The following is a 17,335-nucleotide window of genomic DNA, read 5'->3' as shown; positions in this document are numbered from 1 at the left end:
CGCCCATGCCGCGCTTCATCCCGACGACCCGTGCCGGCGCCGCGGACCCCGGTGTATCGTCCGAGGCTGGCCCCGGCATGCCGCCGGCGGCGCCGGTGGAGGTGCGCATGACGCGGTGTCTGGTGGTCGACGACGATGCGGAGATCCGCCGGTCGCTCGACGAGTATCTGCAGAAGTTCAGCGTCGCGGTGAGCACCGCCGGCGACGGCCGCGAGATGCGCCGCCTGATGGCGACGCAGGTCTTCGACGTCGTCGTGCTGGACCTGATGCTGCCCGACGAGAACGGGCTGACGCTGTGCCAGTGGATCCAGCAGCACCACCCGTCGGTGCCGGTGATCATGCTGACGGCGCACGGCGATCCGATCAGCCGCGTGCTCGGCCTGGAGATGGGCGCCGACGACTACCTGGCCAAGCCCTTCGAGCCCCGCGAGCTGGTGGCCCGCATCCACGCGATCCGGCGCCGCGCGCGTCGCGGCGAACACGAAGCGCAGACGCGCCGCGAGTTCCGTTTCGAGGGCTGGGCCTTCGACCGGCTGCTGCGGCAGCTGGTCTCGCCGCAGGAGGTGGTGGTGCCGTTGTCGAGCGCCGAATTCCGCATGCTGAGCGCGCTCGTCGAGCGGCCCGGACGCGTGCTGAGCCGCGAGCAGCTGATCGAGCTGACACGCGCCCCCGGCGTCGAGGTCAACGATCGCAGCGTGGACCTGACGATTTCGCGGCTGCGGCAGAAGCTCGGCGACTCGCCCAAGGAGCCGCGCCTGATCCGCACGATGCGCGGCGAAGGCTACCTCTTCGACGCCCAGGTGCAGACTTGAGCGCTCCGGATCCCGGGACGGACCGCATGACGGACCGAATGACGCATCGCCTGAAGCGGCGGACCGTCGTGATCCGCGACGGATTCGCGCGGGCTTTCGGCGACACGCTCGCACGGCGGATCTTTCTCCTGCTGTGGGTCACGCTGGTGGTCGCGCAGGCGCTGGCGATCGGCGTCGTGACCTGGACGCGCGGCGATCCCTATGCCCTGCGCATGCACGGCGTGCCGTCGCTGCCGCCGATGCCGGCACTCGTGCGCGGGCCTCAGGTGCCCGGACCCGGACCAAGACCCGGAACCGAACCCGGGCCTGGCCCGGGACCGGGACCGCAAGGCATGGGCGCCGACCCCGAATTGCGCGACGAGCCGCCTCTCCCGGGCGACATGCCGATGCCACCGCGCGAGGGCTTCCGCGGCTTTCCGCCGCCCTCGCAGACGCAGGGCGCGCAGCCCCCAGGACCGCAGCCGCAGTGGCGAGGCCCGTTCCGCGCGCTGACCGCCTGGGAACTGACGCTCGACTACGGCATCCGCCTGCTCGTCACCGGCCTGGCGGCCTGGATCGCCTCACGCTGGCTGTCGCGCCCGATGCGCGATCTCGTGCGGGCGTCGCAGGAACTGGGGCAATCGCTGCACAAGCAGGACCGGCTGCCGCTGCTCGACGAGCAGCGCGGCACCCTGGAGGTCCGCGAGAGCGCGCAGGTCTTCAACGCGATGGCGCGCCAGCTGCGGCGGCAGTTCAACGAGCGCGGGCTGATGGTGGCGGCGATCTCCCACGACCTGCGCACGCCGCTGACGCGGCTGCGCATGCGGCTGGAGACGCTGGATATCGAGGAGATCCAGCGCCAGCGTTCCGTCGAGGACATCCGCGAGATGAATGCGCTGGTGGACGCGGTGATGGAGCTGTTCCGCGGCGACGGGCCGGGCGCGGCGGAGCCGCTGGTCGACGTCGATCTCGGCGCGTTGGCGCAGGCGCTGACCGACGACCTGATCGAGCAGGCGATGCCGGTGCGCTTCGAGGACGACAGCGCGTCGCCTGACGATGAGTCGATGAACGGCGCGCCGGTGCTCGCCAAAGGCCAGCCGATGGCGCTGCGGCGCGTGCTGGGCAACCTCGTGGGCAACGCGGTGCGCTACGGCGGCAGCGCGGAGGTCCGCGTCGGCCGGGACGCGCAAGGCGCCTGGCTGCGCGTGACCGATCCAGGCCCCGGCATTCCGGAGGACAAGCTGGAAGCGGTGTTCGAGCCGTTCTACCGCCTGGAGGACTCCCGCAACCGTCACACCGGCGGCGCGGGACTGGGGCTCTACATCGCGCGGGAGCTGACGCTGAGGCAGCGGGGATCGCTGACCTTGTCGAATCGCCCGGAAGGCGGACTCATGGCTGAACTCCGCCTGACGACCTGAGACGTCACCGTCCCTTGCAAAGATCCATCTCCTCCGGCCCCATTCGGCATGGCGTGGTGCGGTGCAGTGAGATGCGGGTGCGGATGCGGATGTGGGCTCGATTCAGGCCCCGATTCAGGTCTCGATTCAGGCCCCCGATGAGGCCACCAGGCGGGGCGGTCCGGGGGGATTGGGCGGGACCTGCAGCGCGAAGCCGCCGGCGCGCTTGCGCATCGCGGCGGGGTCCATCTGCGGCGCCTGCGCGGGCCAGTCGAAGAACCGCTGGATCTCGACGCGACGGGCGAGCGTGTCCGACATGCCGAGCGTGATGAGCTCGTTCGTGTACTCGGGTTCGAAGAGCAGGTAGCTGACCAGCGCCGAGCCGCTGGCGGTGGCGCCCTCGCCCGACACGCCGACGCTGCGCAGCAGCGCGCGGATCGGCGGCGGCAGCGCGCCCTGGTGCTCGGCGGCAAGGCTGTCCAGCGGCCGGCTCGGCGCGATCACGAGAGCCTCGATCGGCTTGAGCGGCGTGTTGCGCAGCGCCTCTTCCGGCAGCAGCGCGAGCGTGCTGTTGATGCGCTTGAGGCGCTCGATGTCGACGGCCAGCGCGTCCAGGAAGATGTTGGACAGCGCGTGGCCGGCGATCTGCGCCAGGCTGGGATGTCCGGTGGGCGTCGGCCCGTGCTGGCCCTCGCCGCCGGCCTCGTGCATGCGGCCGGCGCCGATGACGAGGACCTTCTCCGCGCCCAGGTGCACGGCCGGCGAGATCGGCGCGGTCTGGCGCATCGAGCCGTCGCCGAACCATTCGACCTCGCCGCCGAGCTCCAGCGGCTCGGCGGGGAAGATGAAGGGGATCGCGGACGAGGCGACCAGATGCTCGATCGAGAGCTTCGGGATGCGGGTGGCGATGCGTTGCGTGCGGACCCAGGGATCGCGCTGCTGGTGCGTCTGATAGAAGGTGACGTGGTGGCCGGACGTGTAGCTGGAGCCCGTCACCGCGAGCGCGTCGATGTAGCCCTTGGCGAGCATCTCGTCGAGGCGGTCGAACTTGATCCACTGGTCCAGCAGGGCGCGCAGCGGGGTGTTGTTCAGCAGGCTGCGCGGGCGGGTGCGGCGCCAGCGGTTCAGCGCCCAGCCGAGCGAGAGCATGCTGAGCCACTTCGCGCCGGAGCGGATCACGCCGAAGGAATCGGCGGCGTAGACCTGGTTGACGTGGATGTTCTGCCAGATGTACATGAGGCCGTCGACGGCGGAGCAGAAGTCGTCGGCCTGGCAGGCGAGCGTGGCGGCGTTGATGGCGCCGGCGGAGGTGCCGGAGATCACCTGGAAGGGGTTGTCGCCGGTGGTGCAGGCATCGCGGCGCAGCTGCGCGATGGCGGCCAGCACGCCGACCTGGTAGGCCGCGCGCGCGCCTCCTCCGGTAAGGATCAGGCCGGTCCGGGGCTTGGCATCCTGCATGGGGGCAGCTTACGCCTGACACCCCCGGCGTGGGGTGGCGTCAGTACCCGTCAAATGGGGGATAGGCGAGTGACCCGAGCCGCAGTGGCCCACCGGCGACGGAGGTCAACGCCCCCGCGGACGCCGGCGTGACGTCGTGCCTGCCGGTGCCTCTGCGTCCAGCCAGGTTGGCGTCTGGAACGGCAGTTCGTCTTCCTGGAAACCGGCAGCGATCACCTGCTCGGTCCACAGAGCCGGCGCTTGGCGACGGGCGGACGCGATGTACTCGCGCGCCTCTTCCTCGACATAGCCATATTCCGTGCAGGCGTCGATCAGGTTGAAGACCGCGGCGGACGCCGCGTGCGTTCGAGAGCGGGAGATGTCCATGGACTGCGTGCCCGAAAAGCCCATGCCATAGGGCGCGATGTCGAACGCTGGAGAAAGAGTCCAGCCCGTTCCGTCGAACAGGAAGCCCGTGTTGCGTGGGTGATCGTCACCGTTGCCCAGGATCGCGTTCATCACGATGCGACGGAACAGTTCGCGCTTTCCCGCCAGCACCGTGTCGCTGTCGGCGCGCCCCCGCCACCGCTGCAGCTCATGCGCGAGAGCCAGATACGAACGCTCCCGGCTTCCTCGCACCTGTTTGTCCAGGCCCAGCACGGTATGTGCGCTGGCGAAGAGACGCCGCGTCACTCGCCGCTGCGCATCCACATGGCGATCGAAACGTCGGACGAGGATCACTTCGCGTTGCTCGACCCGCTTGAACTGCACTTCGGCCGCATTCACGCCGAGTTCTGCCGCCACTTTCATCGCCACGAATTCGCGAAGCGGTGAGTGGGGTCGATCTCCTCGGTCTTGCAGCTTGGCCAGCCACTGCTGCCCCTCATGCAGCACCGTGAGCTTGGGACGTTCACCGCCGGCGCTCGTGCCGACGATGCCTTTCACTTCGCGCACGGCATCGCTGGCTGGCCGCGTGTCCGGCACATCAGCGAGGATCTGGAGCAGATCCTGAGAGGGTGGACAGTGGAACTCCTGCTTTCGCGACACGTCGTCGCAGACGGCAATGGCCCCGACCGAATCGCCTTCAGACTCTTCCAGCACGGCCATGTGATCTTCGACGCGGACCTGCCGCACATGCGCCAGCAGATCCAGCCCATAGCCTTCTGGCTTGGCATCGCGAATCACACCGAAGAGTCCGTCCTGTCTGGTTTCCCTGATCGGCCGAGCGCGTGAGCTCAAGGCGAGGTGTGCCAGATCCAGAGCGACGCCATGCGCGTCCAGATAAGCTTGCCGATACTCAAAAATGCCGACGCCGTCCTTCAACGAGAACACGCCGCATTCGACCGGGTCCGGGCTGTGAGGAAGCCAGACCCACACGGGTTTGGCGTCAGCGCTCATGGGGTCCTCCGTTTGGGCGTACGAACGCGCAGCGGCACGGCGTCGGCCATCAATGCGGAGAGTTCCTTGTCAGATCCCAGGTTGGACAGGGTATCGAACGTCCCTTCCAATCCAAGCCCCCAAAGCACCATCAATACGGAGCCAATCTGAACGGTGGGGGCACCGGTCTCGATCGCCACCAGCGTGCTGAGGCCGATACCTGCTCGGGCCGCCAGATCCGGCCGCGTCAACCGCCGAGCACGGCGGGCAAGCGAAATCCGTTCGCCGAGAGCGGCGAGCGAGTCTTCGACGATGAACGGGAAGGTTTTAAGACTCATGGAACAATTGTTATAGCTCAAAAAAACTGCCATAACAACTGTTATCCAAGAGCCGCTCCTTCCTTCACCCGCCCGCGTCGTACACGATCTCCGCCGGCTTGAGCTGCTCCAGCGCCTCGTCGCTGGGCCAGAACTTGCCGGCGCCGCCCAGGCCCAGTTCCGCGACCGCGCCGTTGCGCTTGATCGGGATGCGCAGCTCCAGCCCCTGGCTGAGCACGCCCTGCTCCGTCTCCACGCGCTTGGCCGGCCAGCTCCTGACCAGCTCCAGCACCGTCGACGCCGGCAGGTTCGGCGCCGTACGCAGGTAGCGCCCGAAGCGCGCCCGCGCCGCCGCCAGGCTGAACACCTGCTGCACGTTCATCCGCAGCCCGCCGGAGAAGCGGTCGTTCTGCACCTTGCCCACCGCGATGATCAGCTCGTCCTCCGCCAGCAGCTCCTTGTTGGCGTTGAGCATCTCCTCGTTGGCCACCGCCTCGATCGCATGGGTCTTGTCGTCGATCTTGAAGATCGCCACCCGGCCGCGCGAGCCGTTGATCACCCGCATGTCCGACACGATGCCCGCCACCGTCGTCGGCTCGCGGCTGTCCTGCAGGTCGACGATGCGGCGCTTGACCATCCGGCGCAGCTCCGTCTCCGCCTGGTCGAACAGGTGCCCCGACAGGTAGAAACCGATCGCCGTCTTCTCCAGGCTCAGGCGCTCCTTGATGCCCCACTCGGGGACGTCGACGAAGTCCGGCTCCGCCGTCGACGAGCCGTGACCGCCGTCGAAGTCGAACAGCCCGCCCTGGTTGACGTTCTGCGCCAGGTTGTCGGCGTAGGTATAGCCCAGCGCGACGCTGGCCAGCAGCCGCGCGCGGCTCGGGTGCAGCGCGTCGAAGGCGCCGGCCTTGATCAGCGCCTCCACGACGCGCTTGTTGACCGCCTTGCGGTCGACGCGCGCGCAGAAGTCGAAGAAGCTGGTGAACGGACCGCCTTCCGTGCGGGCGCGCACGATCGCCTCGATCGCGCCCGCGCCCGTGCCCTTGATCGCGCCGAGGCTGTAGTTGATCTTGCGCGCACGCGGCGTGGTGCCGGCCTTGCCTTCCTTGGCCACCGACTTCGACGTGCCCTCGTCCGCGGCCATCGGCTCGAAGCGGCCGACGCCCAGGTTGATGTTGGGCGGCTCGAACTCGATGCCGAACAGCTTGGCATCGTTCATCAACACCTTGAGCTTGTCGGTGTCGTCCGATTCAATGGTCATGTTCGCGGCGAAGAACTCCGCCGTGAAATGCACCTTCAGCCAGCCCGTGTGATAAGCGAGGAGCGAGTACGCGGCCGCATGCGACTTGTTGAAGCCGTAGCCCGCGAACTTCTCCATCAGGTCGAAGACCTCATCGGCCTTGTCCTGGCCGATGCCCTTTTCCGCGGCGCCCTTGCGGAACAGGTCGCGGTGCATGGCCATCTCTTCGGCCTTCTTCTTGCCCATCGCGCGGCGCAGCATGTCCGCGCCGCCGAGCGAGTAGCCGCCCAGCACCTGGGCGGTCTGCATCACCTGCTCCTGGTAGACCATGATCCCGTAGGTCTCGGACAGCACCGGCTCCACCAGCGGATGCGGGTACTCGACCACCTCCTTGCCGTGCTTGCGCGCGACGAAGCTCGGGATCAGGTCCATCGGGCCCGGCCGGTACAGCGCGTTCAGCGCGATCAGGTCTTCCAGGCGCGACGGCTTCGCGTCCTTGAGCATGCGCTGCATGCCGCTCGATTCGAACTGGAAGACCGACTCCGTCAGGCCGTCGGAGAACAGCTTGTAGGTCCGCTTGTCGTCGAGCGGGATGGTCTCGAACGCGAAGTCCTTGTGCTCGGGATACCGGTCGACGATGAAGTTCTTGGCCAGCTCGAGGATGGTCAGCGTCGCCAGACCCAGGAAGTCGAACTTGACCAGGCCGATGGCCTCGACGTCGTCCTTGTCGTACTGGCTGACCGCCGAGGTCGAGCCCGGCTGCTGGTACTGCGGGCAGAAGTCGGTGATCTTGCCCGGCGCGATCAGCACGCCGCCGGCATGCATGCCGATCGAGCGCACCGTGCCCTCCACGCGCGCCGCCATCTCCAGCAGGCCGGCGACTTCCTCGTCCTGCGCCTCGCGCTCGCCGATCTCCGGCGACTCGTGGCGCGCGTAGACCATCTTGGCCTTGTCCGGATCGAAGTCCGGCGGCAGCTTGGCCAGCGTCACCGTCTTGCCCGGAGGCGCCGGCACCAGCTTGGCGATCGAGTCCACATGGCCGAAGCCCATGCCCAGCACGCGGCCGATGTCGCGCAGCGCGCCCTTGGCCGCCATCGTGCCGAAGGTCGCGATCTGGCTCACCGCCGGGCGGCCGTACTTGTCCTTGACGTACTCGATGACGCGGTCGCGGTTGCCCTGGCAGAAGTCGATGTCGAAGTCGGGCATCGAGACCCGTTCCGGGTTCAGGAAGCGCTCGAACAGCAGGTTGTACTGCAGCGGGTCCAGGTCGGTGATCAGCAGCACGTAGGCGACCAGCGAGCCCGCGCCCGAGCCCCGGCCCGGGCCCACCGGGCAGCCGTTGTTCTTCGCCCAGCGGATGAAGTCACCCACGATGAGGAAGTAGCCGGGGAAGCCCATCTTGATGATGGTCTCGAGCTCGAACTCCAGCCGGTCCACGTAGCGCTGGCGCACCGCCTCGCGTTTGGCCGGATCGGGGTAGAGGAGCTGCAGCCGATCCTCCAGCCCCTCGTGCGAGAGCATGCGGAAGTACTGCTCCATCGGCATCGGCGTGCCGTCGGCCTGGATCGGCGTGGGGAAGTTCGGCAGCTGCGGCTTGCCCAGCACCAGCGTCAGGCTGCAGCGCTTGGCGATCTCCACCGTGTTGGCGATGGCGCTGGGGATGTCGGCGAAGAGCGCCTCCATCTCCGCCTGGCTCTTGAAGTGCTGGCTGGGAAGGAAGCGCTTGACCCGCTTCGGGTTGGCCAGCGTCTCGCCGTCGGCCACGCAGACGCGGGCCTCGTGCGCCTCGAAGTCCTCTTCGCCCAGGAACTGGATCGGGTGCGTCGCCACCACCGGCAGACCCGCCTTGGCGGCCAGCGGCACGAGCTGGCGCAGCAGCGCCTCCTGGCCCGGCAGGCCGGCGCGTTGCAGCTCGATGTAGAAGCGGTTCGGATAGATCGCGGCGAGGCGCTGAGCCACGTCCAGCGCGCGCGCCTCGTCGCCGGCGATCAGCGCCTGGCCGATCGGGCCGAACTGCATGCCGCCCAGGCAGATCAGGCCGGCGTTGAGCTCCTGCATCCACTCCAGTTTCAGCAGCGCCTGGTTGCGCTGCACGTTCTGGATCCAGGCCCGCGACAGCAGCTCGCTCAGGTTGAGGTAGCCCTGGATGTCCTGCACCAGCAGCAGCACCCGCGACGGCGGACGGTCGACCGCTTCGGGCTCCAGCCAGGCCTCCACGCCGAGGATGGGCTTCACGCCCTTCTTGCGGCAGGCGTTGTAGAACTTCACCCCGCCGAACATGTTCGCGAGGTCGGTCAGGCCCAAGGCGACCTGGCCGTCCTTGGCGGCCGCGGCGGCGGCGTCATCGATGCGCAGCGTGCCGTCGACGACGGAGAACTCGGTGTGGGTGCGGAGGTGAACGAAAGCCATTGCGCGATTGTAAGAAGGCTATGCTCGCCCCCCATCGAACACTCTCGCGGAGCGCCCGGATGACGATGAGCATGACGACGATGAAGGCCCTTCCCCTGATGGCGGCCCTGGCGCTGTGCGCCCCGCTGCCGTCCCACGCGGCCGAGCCCGCGGCAAAGGCCGCCAAGCCCGCCGCGGCATCGACGGCGACGTCAACGGCGGCATCCACCGCGGCGGCGAAGAAGCCCGCCCAGCCGCCGCGCAGCAGCGCCGACATCCTCGCCACCGCGCCCGCCTCCGTCTGGCGCGATGTCGATCCGGACAACCTGCTGGTGATGGCACTGCCGCAGGGTCAGGTCTTCATCGAGCTGGCGCCGCGCTTCGCACCGGCGCACGTCGACAACATCCGCGCGCTGGCTCGCGGCGGCTACTACGACGGACTGGCGATCGTCCGCGTGCAGGACAACTTCGTCACCCAATGGGGCGACCCCAACGCGGACGACGAGGACACCGGTCTCAAGGGCAAGGGCAAGCCCTTCCCGGCGGGGGCCAAGTCCCATCTTCCGGCGGAGTTCTCGATCCCCCTGAAGGGCGTGCCGATGACGGTGCTGCCGGATGTCGAGGGCTGGGCGCCGCGCGCCGGGCAGGTGGACGGGTTCCCGGCCGCCGCGGATCCGAAGACCGGCCAGGCCTGGCTGGCGCATTGCTACGGCACCGTCGGCGCGGGTCGCGGCAACGCGAAGGACTCCAGCACCGGCGCCGAGCTCTACGCGGTGATCGGACACGCGCCGCGCGGGCTGGACCTCAACATCACGGTGGTCGGTCGCGTGCTCAAGGGCATGGAGTTCCTGTCGGCGCTGCCGCGCGGTGGCGCGGCGATGGGCTTCTACGACAAGCCCGAGCAGCGGCTGGGCATCGAGCGCGTCTCGCTCGCCTCCGCGCTGCCGGCCGAGCAGCGCCCTGCCCTGCAGGTCCTGCGCACCGACACGCCCACCTGGACCGAACTGCTGAACGCGCGCCGCAACCGCGGCGGCTGGTTCGTCCACAGCCCCGGCTACACGGACCTGTGCAGCGCCGCCGTGCCGGTGCGCATCAAGCCCGTGCCCGCGCCCGATGTGAAGCTCAACGAACCCAAGTCCCCCGAAGCCAAGCGATGAGAAACCGGCGTGGAGCGCCGGCAAGGTCAGCGAGCGCCTGTGGGGCCGGAATGATGCTGGAGGTTCGCGGACGCGAGGCCTCCTGCATCGTGGAGTGCCCGCGCCAGGCCACCCGCAGGCTCTCTTCGCACCCCGCCTACAATCTTCTGTTTTCCTGACCCTGCGCGGCCACTGGCCGCCGCAACGGCATGAACACTGCTGTCCCGACCGATTCCGACTTCAAGACTGTCCTCAACATCTCCTGCTACCAGTTCGTCGCCATCGACGCGCCGGAGGTACTGCGGGACACGTTGCACGAGCGCGCCCAGACCCTGGGCCTGAAGGGCACGGTGCTGATCGCCGAGGAGGGGATCAACCTCTTCCTCGCCGGCGCGCCGGACGCGGTGACGGCCTGGGTGAACGCCTTGCGTGAAGACCGGCGCTTCGCCGCGCTAGCGCCCAAGGAGAGCTGGAGCGACGAGGTCCCGTTCCGCAAGCTGCTGGTGAAGGTGAAGCCGGAGATCATCCGGATGAACCACCCGACGATCCGCCCGGACCAGGCGCCCCGCGCGCCCGCGCTGCCCGCAGCCACGCTGCGGCGCTGGCTGGACCAGGGCCATGACGACGAGGGACGGCCGGTGGTCACGCTGGACACGCGCAACGGCTTCGAGGTCGACGTGGGCGCCTTCGACGGCGCGATCGACTGGCGCATCACGAAGTTCAGCGAGTTCCCCGACGCCTTCCAGGCCCATCGCGCGGAGCTCGCCGGCAAGACCGTCGTCAGCTACTGCACCGGCGGCATCCGCTGCGAAAAGGCCGCGCTCTACCTCGAGCAGGAGGCCGGCCGCCACGACCTCGACGCGAAGGTCTACCAGCTCGAGGGCGGCATCCTCAAGTACTTCGAGGAAGTCGGCAACGCGCATTACCACGGCGACTGCTTCGTGTTCGACGAGCGCCGCGCGGTCGACCCCGAACTGGCGCCCTCGCCCGACTCCGTCGTCGAATGATCGAGCGCATGACCGAGCGTCCCACCGTCGGCGCCCGGCTGATGAAGCTGCTGGGGTTCGCCGTGCTGGCGACGGCCCTGCTCGCGATGGCCTTCCGCGCGCCGGAACGGCCGTTGGAAGGGCTGGTCGCCCGCTGGGCGCCGCCGCCGTCGGACTTCCTCGAACTGAAGCTGCCCGGCGGGCAGGTCCAGCTGGTCCACTTCCGCGACGAGGGCCCGAAGACCGACACCACGCCCATCGTGCTGCTGCACGGCACCGCCGCGAGCCTGCACACCTGGGAGGGCTGGGTGAAGTCGCTCAGCGCGACGCGCCGCGTGATCACGCTCGACCTGCCGGGCTTCGGCCTCACCGGCCCTTCCGTCCTAGGCGATTACGGCGACGATGCCTATGACTCGTTCCTGTTGTCGTTCTTCCGACAGTTGCAGATTGACCGCATGGTCCTCGGCGGCAATTCGATGGGCGGCGGATTGGCCTGGTTGTATGCGGCGCGGCATCCCGGACAGGTCGCGGCGCTGGTGCTCGTCGACGCCGGCGGGCTCGATGTCCGCAGCGAAGCGGTGCCCGCGGGGTTCCGCGTGCCCGACTCGCGCGTGCTGCACTGGCTGGCCGGCGTGTTCCTGCCACGGCCGCTGGTGGACCGCAGCCTGCGCGAGGTCTATGGCGATCCGACCCAGGTTTCCGCGGCGCTGGTGGATCGTTACTTCGAACTGACGCTGCGCGAAGGCAACCGCGAGGCGCTGGCGCAACGACTGGCACAGCGCGCGCCCGGCCGGTACGCCGATCTGCTGCCGCGCATCCAGGTCCCGACCCTGATCCTGTGGGGCGGCAAGGACCGCCTCATCCCGCCCGCGGCGGCCGAGCGCTTCCATCAGGCCATCGCGCACAGCACCGTGCAGGTCTTCCCCGAATTAGGGCATGTCCCCCAGGAGGAGGACCCCGCGTCCACCGTCCAGGCCGTTCACACGTTTTTGCACTCTCCTTAACCCTGATGGCCGCCGCACGTGCGGCATTGCAACAATGCCCCCCAGTCCGGACGACCTCCTCACAAGGCGGACTCGAACCGCCCGAGGTCGTCACCGGATGTCCATTCCACGCGTTTCCACGCTTTCCTGCTCATCACAAGGAGCCCACATGCAACGACGACAACTGATCGCCCGCGCCGCCCTGGCGGCCTGCGCCCTGCTGGCCACCGCCGGCGCCGCGCACGCCCAGGCCCCTGAATGGAAGAAGATCCGCATCGGCGTCGAGGGCGCCTACCCCCCGTTCTCCGAAGTCGGCGCGGACGGCAAGCTCAAGGGCTTCGAGATCGACCTGGCCCTGGCGCTGTGCGCCGAGATCAAGGCCGAGTGCACGCTGGTGCAGCAGGACTTCGACGGCCTGATCCCCGCGCTGCAGTCGCGCAAGGTGGACGCGATCATCGCGTCGGTGTCGATCACCGACGAGCGCAAGAAGGTCATCGCCTTCTCCAACCCGTACTACAACACCCCGGCCCGCTTCACCGCCAAGGCCGACGCGAAGTTCGACTTCTCGCCCGCCGGTCTGAAGGGCAAGAAGATCGGCGTGCAGCGCGCGACCATCCATGAGAAGTTCGCCGCCGACACCTTCAAGCAGAGCGAGATCGTCCGCTACGCGACGCAGGACCAGGCCTTCCTGGACCTGAAGTCGGGCCGCGTGGACCTGACGCTGGCCGACCTGGTGGCCGCCGACATGGGCTTCCTGAAGACGCCGGCCGGCAAGGGCTACGCGTTCGTGGGCCCGAGCTACGACGACGTCAAGTACTTCGGCACCGGCAGCGGCGTGGGCCTGCGCAAGGCGGACGAGAAGACGCTGGGCAAGAAGTTCAACGACGCCATCGCCGCGGTGAAGGCCAACGGCACCTTCAAGAAGCTCAACGACAAGTACTTCGAGTACGACATCTCGGGCAAGACGGGCAAGTGATCCCACCGGAGGCGCCGCGCTCGCGGTGTCTCCGCCCCTGTGCGTTGTGGCCCGGCACCGCCGGGCCTCTTCCCTTCAGAACGAACAAGGTCCGTCGAATGTTCCTGCACGGTTATCTGCCCAGCCTGCTCGAGGGCGCCGTATTGACCCTGGGCGTGGCCCTCAGCTCGATGGCGCTGGCCATGGTGCTGGGGCTGATCGGCGCGATGGCCAAGCTGTCGAAGTCCCGCGTCGCCAAGGGCGTCGCCACCGTCTACACGACACTGATCCGCGGCGTGCCCGACCTGGTGCTGGTGCTGCTGATCTTCTTCGGCGGACAGGTCGCGGTGAACGCCATCGCGCTGTCGCTGGGGCATGAGGACCCCGTCGACATCAACCCCTTCGTCGCCGGCGTGGTGACGATCGCGTTCATCTTCGGCGCCTACCTGACCGAGGCCTTCCGCGGCGCCTTCCTGGCGATCCCGCCGGGGCAGCGCGAGGCGGGCCTGGCCTTCGGCATGAGCCCCGCGCAGGTCGCGTGGCGCATCACGCTGCCGCAGATGTTCCGGCATGCGCTGCCGGGCCTGTCCAACAACTGGCTGGTGCTGATCAAGAGCACGGCCATCGTCTCGGTCATCGGGCTGCATGACCTGATGATGCGCGGCTCGCAGGCCGCCGCCGGCACGCGCGAGCCCTTCGTCTTCTATCTCGCCGTGGCGCTGATCTACCTGCTCTTCACGTCCGTGTCCGAGCTGGTCTTCGACCAGTTGCAGAAGCGCCTGTCCATCGGTGTGCGTCGCCACTCGCTGTAATCACGATTCCCCATGAACCTGGACGCCATCGTCGAGAACCTCCCGCGCTACCTCGAGGGCGCGCTCATCACCTTCGAGCTGCTGTCCATCTCGCTGCTCATCGGCCTGGTCCTGGCCATCCCGCTCGGCGTGCTGCGCACGCTGCCGATCCAATGGCTGTCGCGCACGGTCTGGGCCTACACCTACGTCTTCCGCGGCACGCCGATGCTGGTGCAGCTCTTCCTCATCTACTACGGGCTGGGCCAGTTCGAGTGGATGCAGCAGAGCGCGCTGTGGCCGCTGTTCAGCTCGGCCTGGTTCTGCGCCTGCCTGACCTTCGTGCTGAACACCGCCGCGTACACGACGGAGATCGTCGCCGGCTCGATCCGCTCGCTGCCGCACGGCGAGGTCGAAGCCGCCAAGGCCCTGGGCATGAGCCGCTGGGTGATGCTGCGCCGCATCGTCGTGCCGCACGCGCTGCGCCGCGCGCTGCCCGCCTACAGCAACGAGGTCATCTTCATGCTGCACGGCACCGCGCTGGCCAGCCTCGTCACGATCATGGACGTCACCGGCGTCGCCCGCGACGTCAACGCCACCTACTACATCCCGTTCGAGGCCTTCATCACCGCCGCGATCTTCTACTTCACGATGACGCTGGTGCTGGTCGGTCTCTTCCACCAGGCCGAGAAGCGCTGGCTCAAACCACTGATGCCCCGCTGACGCCCCGCTGATACCCAGCTGACACGGCAGTGCCCCGCTGACACGGCAGTGCCGCCGCCCCGAACGGAACACATCCCATGCAACTCCGACAACACCCGCTCCCGAGCCCGACGCCGGGCACGCAGCGCGAGCTCGTCTCGCTGCACTACGGCCACCCCGGCCAGGGCCAGAAGGTCTACATCCAGGCCTCGCTGCATGCGGACGAGCTGCCGGGCATGCTCACCGCCTGGCACCTGCGCCGCCACTTCGATGCGCTGGAGGCCGCGGGCCGCCTGCGTGGGGAGATCATCCTCGTGCCGATGGCCAATCCGATCGGCCTGTCGCAATGGTGGCTGCAGACGCACCTGGGCCGCTTCGAAGGCCTGTCCGGCGAGAACTTCAACCGCCACTACCCGGAGCACATCGAGGCCGCCGCGCGACACGCCGAGCCGCGCCTGGGCGCCGATCCGGCGCGCAACGTGGCCGTGCTGCGCGCCGCGCTGAAGACCGAAGTCCAGGCGTCGCCCGCGGACACCGAGCTCAAGGCGCTGCGCAAGACGCTGATGCTGATGGCCTGCGACGCGGACGTGGTGCTGGACCTGCACTGCGACGCGCAGGCGGTGATGCACCTCTACACCGAGACGCCATGCTGGCCGCAATGCGAGCCGCTGGCCGCCTTCCTGGGCGCCGGCGTGACGCTGCTGGCGACGGACTCCGGCGACAACCCCTTCGACGAGGCCTGCTCGCAGGTCTGGTGGAAGTGGGCGAAGCAGTTCGGCGACCGCTTCCCGATCCCGCAGGCCTGCCTGTCGGTGACGGTCGAACTTCGCGGCCAGCAGGACGTGCACCACGACCTGGCCGCGAAGGACGCGCAGGCGATCGTGGACTTCCTGACCCATCGCGGCGTGATCGCGTCCGACGCTCCGTACGGCGCGACGCCGCCGGTGCCCGCGCCGGTCGGCGATGCGCGCCCGCTGGCGGGATCGATCCCGGTCCCCTCGCCGGTCGGCGGCGTGCTGACCTTCCTGCGCGAGGTCGGTGAGACGGTGAAGGCCGGCGACGTGATCGCGCAGGTCATCGATCCGATCAGCGGATCGGTGACCGACCTGAAGAGCCCCACCGACGGGCTGCTGTTTGCACGCGACACGCTGCGCCTGGTCACGGCCGGGGCGCGTGTCGCGAAAGTCGCGGGGCGCGAAGCGACCCGCACCGGAAAACTCCTGGGAGCCCGTTGATGTCCGCGGCCAGTCTTGTTGTCGACAACCTCCATAAACGCTACGGCGATCGTGAAGTGCTCAAGGGCGTGTCCCTGGCCGCGAAGCCGGGCGACGTCATCACGCTGATCGGATCCAGCGGCTCGGGCAAGAGCACCTTCCTGCGCTGCCTGAACCTGCTGGAGCAGCCCTTCGAAGGCACGCTGAAGCTGGGCACCGAAGAACTCAAGCTCGTGCGCGACCGCGACGGCAGCCTGAAGTCCGCCGACGCGGCGCAGTTGCAGCGCTGGCGCGCGCGGCTGGCGATGGTGTTCCAGAACTTCAACCTCTGGGGTCACCGCACGGTGCTGCAGAACGTCATCGAGGCGCCGATCCACGTGCTGAAGCAGCCGCGCGCGCAGGCCATCGAGAAGGCCGAGGCGCTGCTGGCGCGCGTGGGCGTGTCGCACCGCAAGGACGTCTATCCGGCGCAGCTGTCGGGCGGCGAGGCGCAGCGCGTGGCGATCGCGCGCGCGCTGGCGGTGGAGCCGGAGGTGATGCTCTTCGACGAGCCGACCTCGGCCCTGGATCCGGAACTGGTGGGCGAAGTGCTGAAGGTGATGCGCGACCTGGCGGCGGAAGGCAGGACGATGATCGTCGTCACGCACGAGATGGGCTTCGCGCGCGAGGTGTCGTCGCACACGATGTTCCTGCACCAGGGGCGCGTCGAGGAACAGGGCAACCCGCGCGAGGTGCTGGCAAAGCCGCAGAGCGAGCGCTTGAAGGCGTTCCTGAGCGGCGGGCTCAAGTAGGCCTCGCGCACGCCATCAGCAGAAGGCCCGGGCATGCCCGGGCCTTCGCGCATCTCGACGAGCTCATTGAAGCTCCGCTGGCAGAAAGATGGCATGGACGCCGCGCTCCCGGACCAGATGCAGCAGACGGAGCGCGGGCCCCTGCGGACGGCCCAGGCCCTGCTCCCACCGTCGCAGTTGTCGCGACGTCGTGTTGATCAGATCCGCAAACACGGCCAGTTCCAACTGGTCCCGCTCGCGGATGGCGCGCACTTCCTCCGGCTCCAGCGGCATCGGCGCGGGCATGCAGACGATCTCGCAGGACCGACGACGCTCATCGCTGATCAGTCCGTGAGCGTGCCACAAGCGGCCTTCCGCAAGTACGCGCTCAACGATGGCGGACTTCCTTTTCCTCATCACACATCACCTCCTTCAGGTGGCCATGGCCGACGACCGCGGCCAACTCCTTCTGCGACAGGCCGGTGAGCCAGGCGCCCTCCTCTCGCAACGCGCGGAGTGCTTTCGGCTCGATGTTGTCCAGTCGGTTCTTTGCATAGCCATCCACGAAGAACCACCGTCCCGCGGGATGCCTCGCGACGATCACGCGATAGCCCTCGCGTTTCCCAGCACCGAATCGTCCGATCCGCTTCTTGAAAAGTCCACTACCGAGATTTGCATCGATCAAGCCACTTTCCATTTCAGCCACGGCGCGGCACAGGTCGCTGTCTTGCCAGCGCCTGCTTGCGCATCCAGCGTTGAAAGCCTTCGACCAGATAGACAGCCCCCGTCACGTGGACCTCCTCGCATCATTGCGACAGGCGTCAGTGCCAAGTCTTGCCGTCTGAAGTCTCGTC

Annotated in this window: 16 protein-coding genes; 10 read left to right on the top strand and 6 right to left on the bottom strand. The window is 68.3% G+C overall.

Going from position 1 to position 17,335, the window contains the following annotated elements; translation table 11 throughout:
• Positions 1–5: 5 nt before the first annotated feature.
• Positions 6–812: a response regulator transcription factor gene (locus tag AC07PR_RS08680; protein WP_495135029.1), complete on the top strand. Its 807-nt coding sequence runs from the start codon at positions 6–8 to the stop codon at positions 810–812.
• Between the two features lie 26 nt (positions 813–838).
• Positions 839–2,209, top strand: coding sequence for an ATP-binding protein (locus AC07PR_RS08675; RefSeq protein ID WP_495135028.1), 1,371 nt, complete (start codon positions 839–841; stop codon positions 2,207–2,209).
• 126 nt (positions 2,210–2,335) lie between these two features.
• Here AC07PR_RS08675 and AC07PR_RS08670 read toward each other — a convergent pair whose 3' ends face one another.
• The 4 genes from AC07PR_RS08670 to dnaE form a co-directional block, all read right to left on the bottom strand.
• Complete coding sequence (locus tag AC07PR_RS08670; RefSeq protein ID WP_377153568.1) at positions 2,336–3,646, bottom strand: patatin-like phospholipase family protein; 1,311 nt, start codon at positions 3,644–3,646, stop codon at positions 2,336–2,338.
• A 105-nt stretch (positions 3,647–3,751) separates the two neighbouring features.
• Positions 3,752–5,023 carry a type II toxin-antitoxin system HipA family toxin gene (locus tag AC07PR_RS08665; RefSeq protein WP_495135027.1) on the bottom strand — a complete coding sequence of 424 codons (1,272 nt, stop codon included), beginning with the start codon at positions 5,021–5,023 and terminating at the stop codon, positions 3,752–3,754.
• Complete coding sequence (locus AC07PR_RS08660) at positions 5,020–5,340, bottom strand: helix-turn-helix domain-containing protein (protein ID WP_331614439.1); 321 nt, start codon at positions 5,338–5,340, stop codon at positions 5,020–5,022. Before AC07PR_RS08660 ends, AC07PR_RS08665 begins: the two co-directional genes overlap by 4 nt.
• A gap of 64 nt (positions 5,341–5,404) precedes the next feature.
• A complete protein-coding gene (gene dnaE / locus AC07PR_RS08655) occupies positions 5,405–8,968 on the bottom strand; it encodes a DNA polymerase III subunit alpha (RefSeq protein ID WP_483107033.1) in 3,564 nt (1,187 codons plus the stop codon).
• An 80-nt stretch (positions 8,969–9,048) separates the two neighbouring features.
• Between dnaE and AC07PR_RS08650 the strand changes: the two genes are divergently transcribed.
• The 8 genes from AC07PR_RS08650 to AC07PR_RS08615 all read left to right on the top strand — a co-directional run bounded on the left by AC07PR_RS08650 (position 9,049) and on the right by AC07PR_RS08615 (position 16,502).
• Positions 9,049–10,104 carry a peptidylprolyl isomerase gene (locus tag AC07PR_RS08650; RefSeq protein ID WP_495135026.1) on the top strand — a complete coding sequence of 352 codons (1,056 nt, stop codon included), beginning with the start codon at positions 9,049–9,051 and terminating at the stop codon, positions 10,102–10,104.
• 188 nt (positions 10,105–10,292) lie between these two features.
• On the top strand, positions 10,293–11,090 hold the full coding sequence (locus AC07PR_RS08645; protein WP_495135025.1) for a sulfurtransferase: 798 nt from the start codon (positions 10,293–10,295) through the stop codon (positions 11,088–11,090).
• A gap of 8 nt (positions 11,091–11,098) precedes the next feature.
• Positions 11,099–12,073 (top strand): alpha/beta fold hydrolase, encoded by a 975-nt coding sequence (locus AC07PR_RS08640; RefSeq protein ID WP_495135024.1) that lies wholly within the window; start codon positions 11,099–11,101, stop codon positions 12,071–12,073.
• A 148-nt stretch (positions 12,074–12,221) separates the two neighbouring features.
• Positions 12,222–13,028 (top strand): ABC transporter substrate-binding protein, encoded by an 807-nt coding sequence (locus tag AC07PR_RS08635; protein WP_377153555.1) that lies wholly within the window; start codon positions 12,222–12,224, stop codon positions 13,026–13,028.
• Positions 13,029–13,126: 98 nt separating this feature from the next.
• Positions 13,127–13,819 carry an ABC transporter permease gene (locus tag AC07PR_RS08630; protein ID WP_377153553.1) on the top strand — a complete coding sequence of 231 codons (693 nt, stop codon included), beginning with the start codon at positions 13,127–13,129 and terminating at the stop codon, positions 13,817–13,819.
• A gap of 12 nt (positions 13,820–13,831) precedes the next feature.
• Complete coding sequence (locus tag AC07PR_RS08625; protein WP_377153551.1) at positions 13,832–14,518, top strand: ABC transporter permease; 687 nt, start codon at positions 13,832–13,834, stop codon at positions 14,516–14,518.
• Between the two features lie 77 nt (positions 14,519–14,595).
• The gene (locus AC07PR_RS08620; RefSeq protein WP_495135023.1) at positions 14,596–15,732 is read left to right on the top strand and encodes a succinylglutamate desuccinylase; all 1,137 of its coding nucleotides are present in this window, start codon (positions 14,596–14,598) and stop codon (positions 15,730–15,732) included.
• Entirely contained in the window at positions 15,732–16,502 is a 771-nt protein-coding gene (locus AC07PR_RS08615) for an ABC transporter ATP-binding protein (protein ID WP_377153546.1), read from the top strand. The genes AC07PR_RS08620 and AC07PR_RS08615 overlap by 1 nt, the downstream gene beginning before the upstream one ends.
• Positions 16,503–16,565: 63 nt before the next feature.
• Here AC07PR_RS08615 and AC07PR_RS08610 read toward each other — a convergent pair whose 3' ends face one another.
• On the bottom strand, positions 16,566–16,787 hold the full coding sequence (locus tag AC07PR_RS08610) for a helix-turn-helix domain-containing protein (protein WP_377153544.1): 222 nt from the start codon (positions 16,785–16,787) through the stop codon (positions 16,566–16,568).
• Positions 16,788–16,869: 82 nt separating this feature from the next.
• Positions 16,870–17,256, bottom strand: a complete 387-nt coding sequence (locus AC07PR_RS08605) for a type II toxin-antitoxin system RelE/ParE family toxin (RefSeq protein ID WP_377161845.1) — start codon at positions 17,254–17,256, stop codon at positions 16,870–16,872.
• Positions 17,257–17,335 lie beyond the last annotated feature (79 nt).

The organism is Roseateles sp. GW821-FHT09H11, from assembly GCF_059415845.1.
This window is presented reverse-complemented; position numbering and strand designations above follow the sequence as displayed.

Bases quoted from the DNA above. Each gene is read 5' to 3' on its own strand.
- AC07PR_RS08660 (WP_331614439.1), bottom strand. From the start codon at position 5,340: ATGAGTCTTAAAACCTTCCCGTTCATCGTCGAAGACTCGCTCGCCGCT.
- AC07PR_RS08675 (WP_495135028.1), top strand. From the start codon at position 839: ATGACGGACCGAATGACGCATCGCCTGAAGCGGCGGACCGTCGTGATC.
- AC07PR_RS08645 (WP_495135025.1), top strand. From the start codon at position 10,293: ATGAACACTGCTGTCCCGACCGATTCCGACTTCAAGACTGTCCTCAAC.
- AC07PR_RS08665 (WP_495135027.1), bottom strand. From the start codon at position 5,023: ATGAGCGCTGACGCCAAACCCGTGTGGGTCTGGCTTCCTCACAGCCCG.
- AC07PR_RS08610 (WP_377153544.1), bottom strand. From the start codon at position 16,787: ATGCCCGCGCCGATGCCGCTGGAGCCGGAGGAAGTGCGCGCCATCCGC.
- dnaE (WP_483107033.1), bottom strand. From the start codon at position 8,968: ATGGCTTTCGTTCACCTCCGCACCCACACCGAGTTCTCCGTCGTCGAC.
- AC07PR_RS08620 (WP_495135023.1), top strand. From the start codon at position 14,596: ATGCAACTCCGACAACACCCGCTCCCGAGCCCGACGCCGGGCACGCAG.
- AC07PR_RS08635 (WP_377153555.1), top strand. From the start codon at position 12,222: ATGCAACGACGACAACTGATCGCCCGCGCCGCCCTGGCGGCCTGCGCC.
- AC07PR_RS08680 (WP_495135029.1), top strand. From the start codon at position 6: ATGCCGCGCTTCATCCCGACGACCCGTGCCGGCGCCGCGGACCCCGGT.
- AC07PR_RS08670 (WP_377153568.1), bottom strand. From the start codon at position 3,646: ATGCAGGATGCCAAGCCCCGGACCGGCCTGATCCTTACCGGAGGAGGC.
- AC07PR_RS08625 (WP_377153551.1), top strand. From the start codon at position 13,832: ATGAACCTGGACGCCATCGTCGAGAACCTCCCGCGCTACCTCGAGGGC.
- AC07PR_RS08630 (WP_377153553.1), top strand. From the start codon at position 13,127: ATGTTCCTGCACGGTTATCTGCCCAGCCTGCTCGAGGGCGCCGTATTG.
- AC07PR_RS08615 (WP_377153546.1), top strand. From the start codon at position 15,732: ATGTCCGCGGCCAGTCTTGTTGTCGACAACCTCCATAAACGCTACGGC.
- AC07PR_RS08640 (WP_495135024.1), top strand. From the start codon at position 11,099: ATGACCGAGCGTCCCACCGTCGGCGCCCGGCTGATGAAGCTGCTGGGG.
- AC07PR_RS08650 (WP_495135026.1), top strand. From the start codon at position 9,049: ATGAAGGCCCTTCCCCTGATGGCGGCCCTGGCGCTGTGCGCCCCGCTG.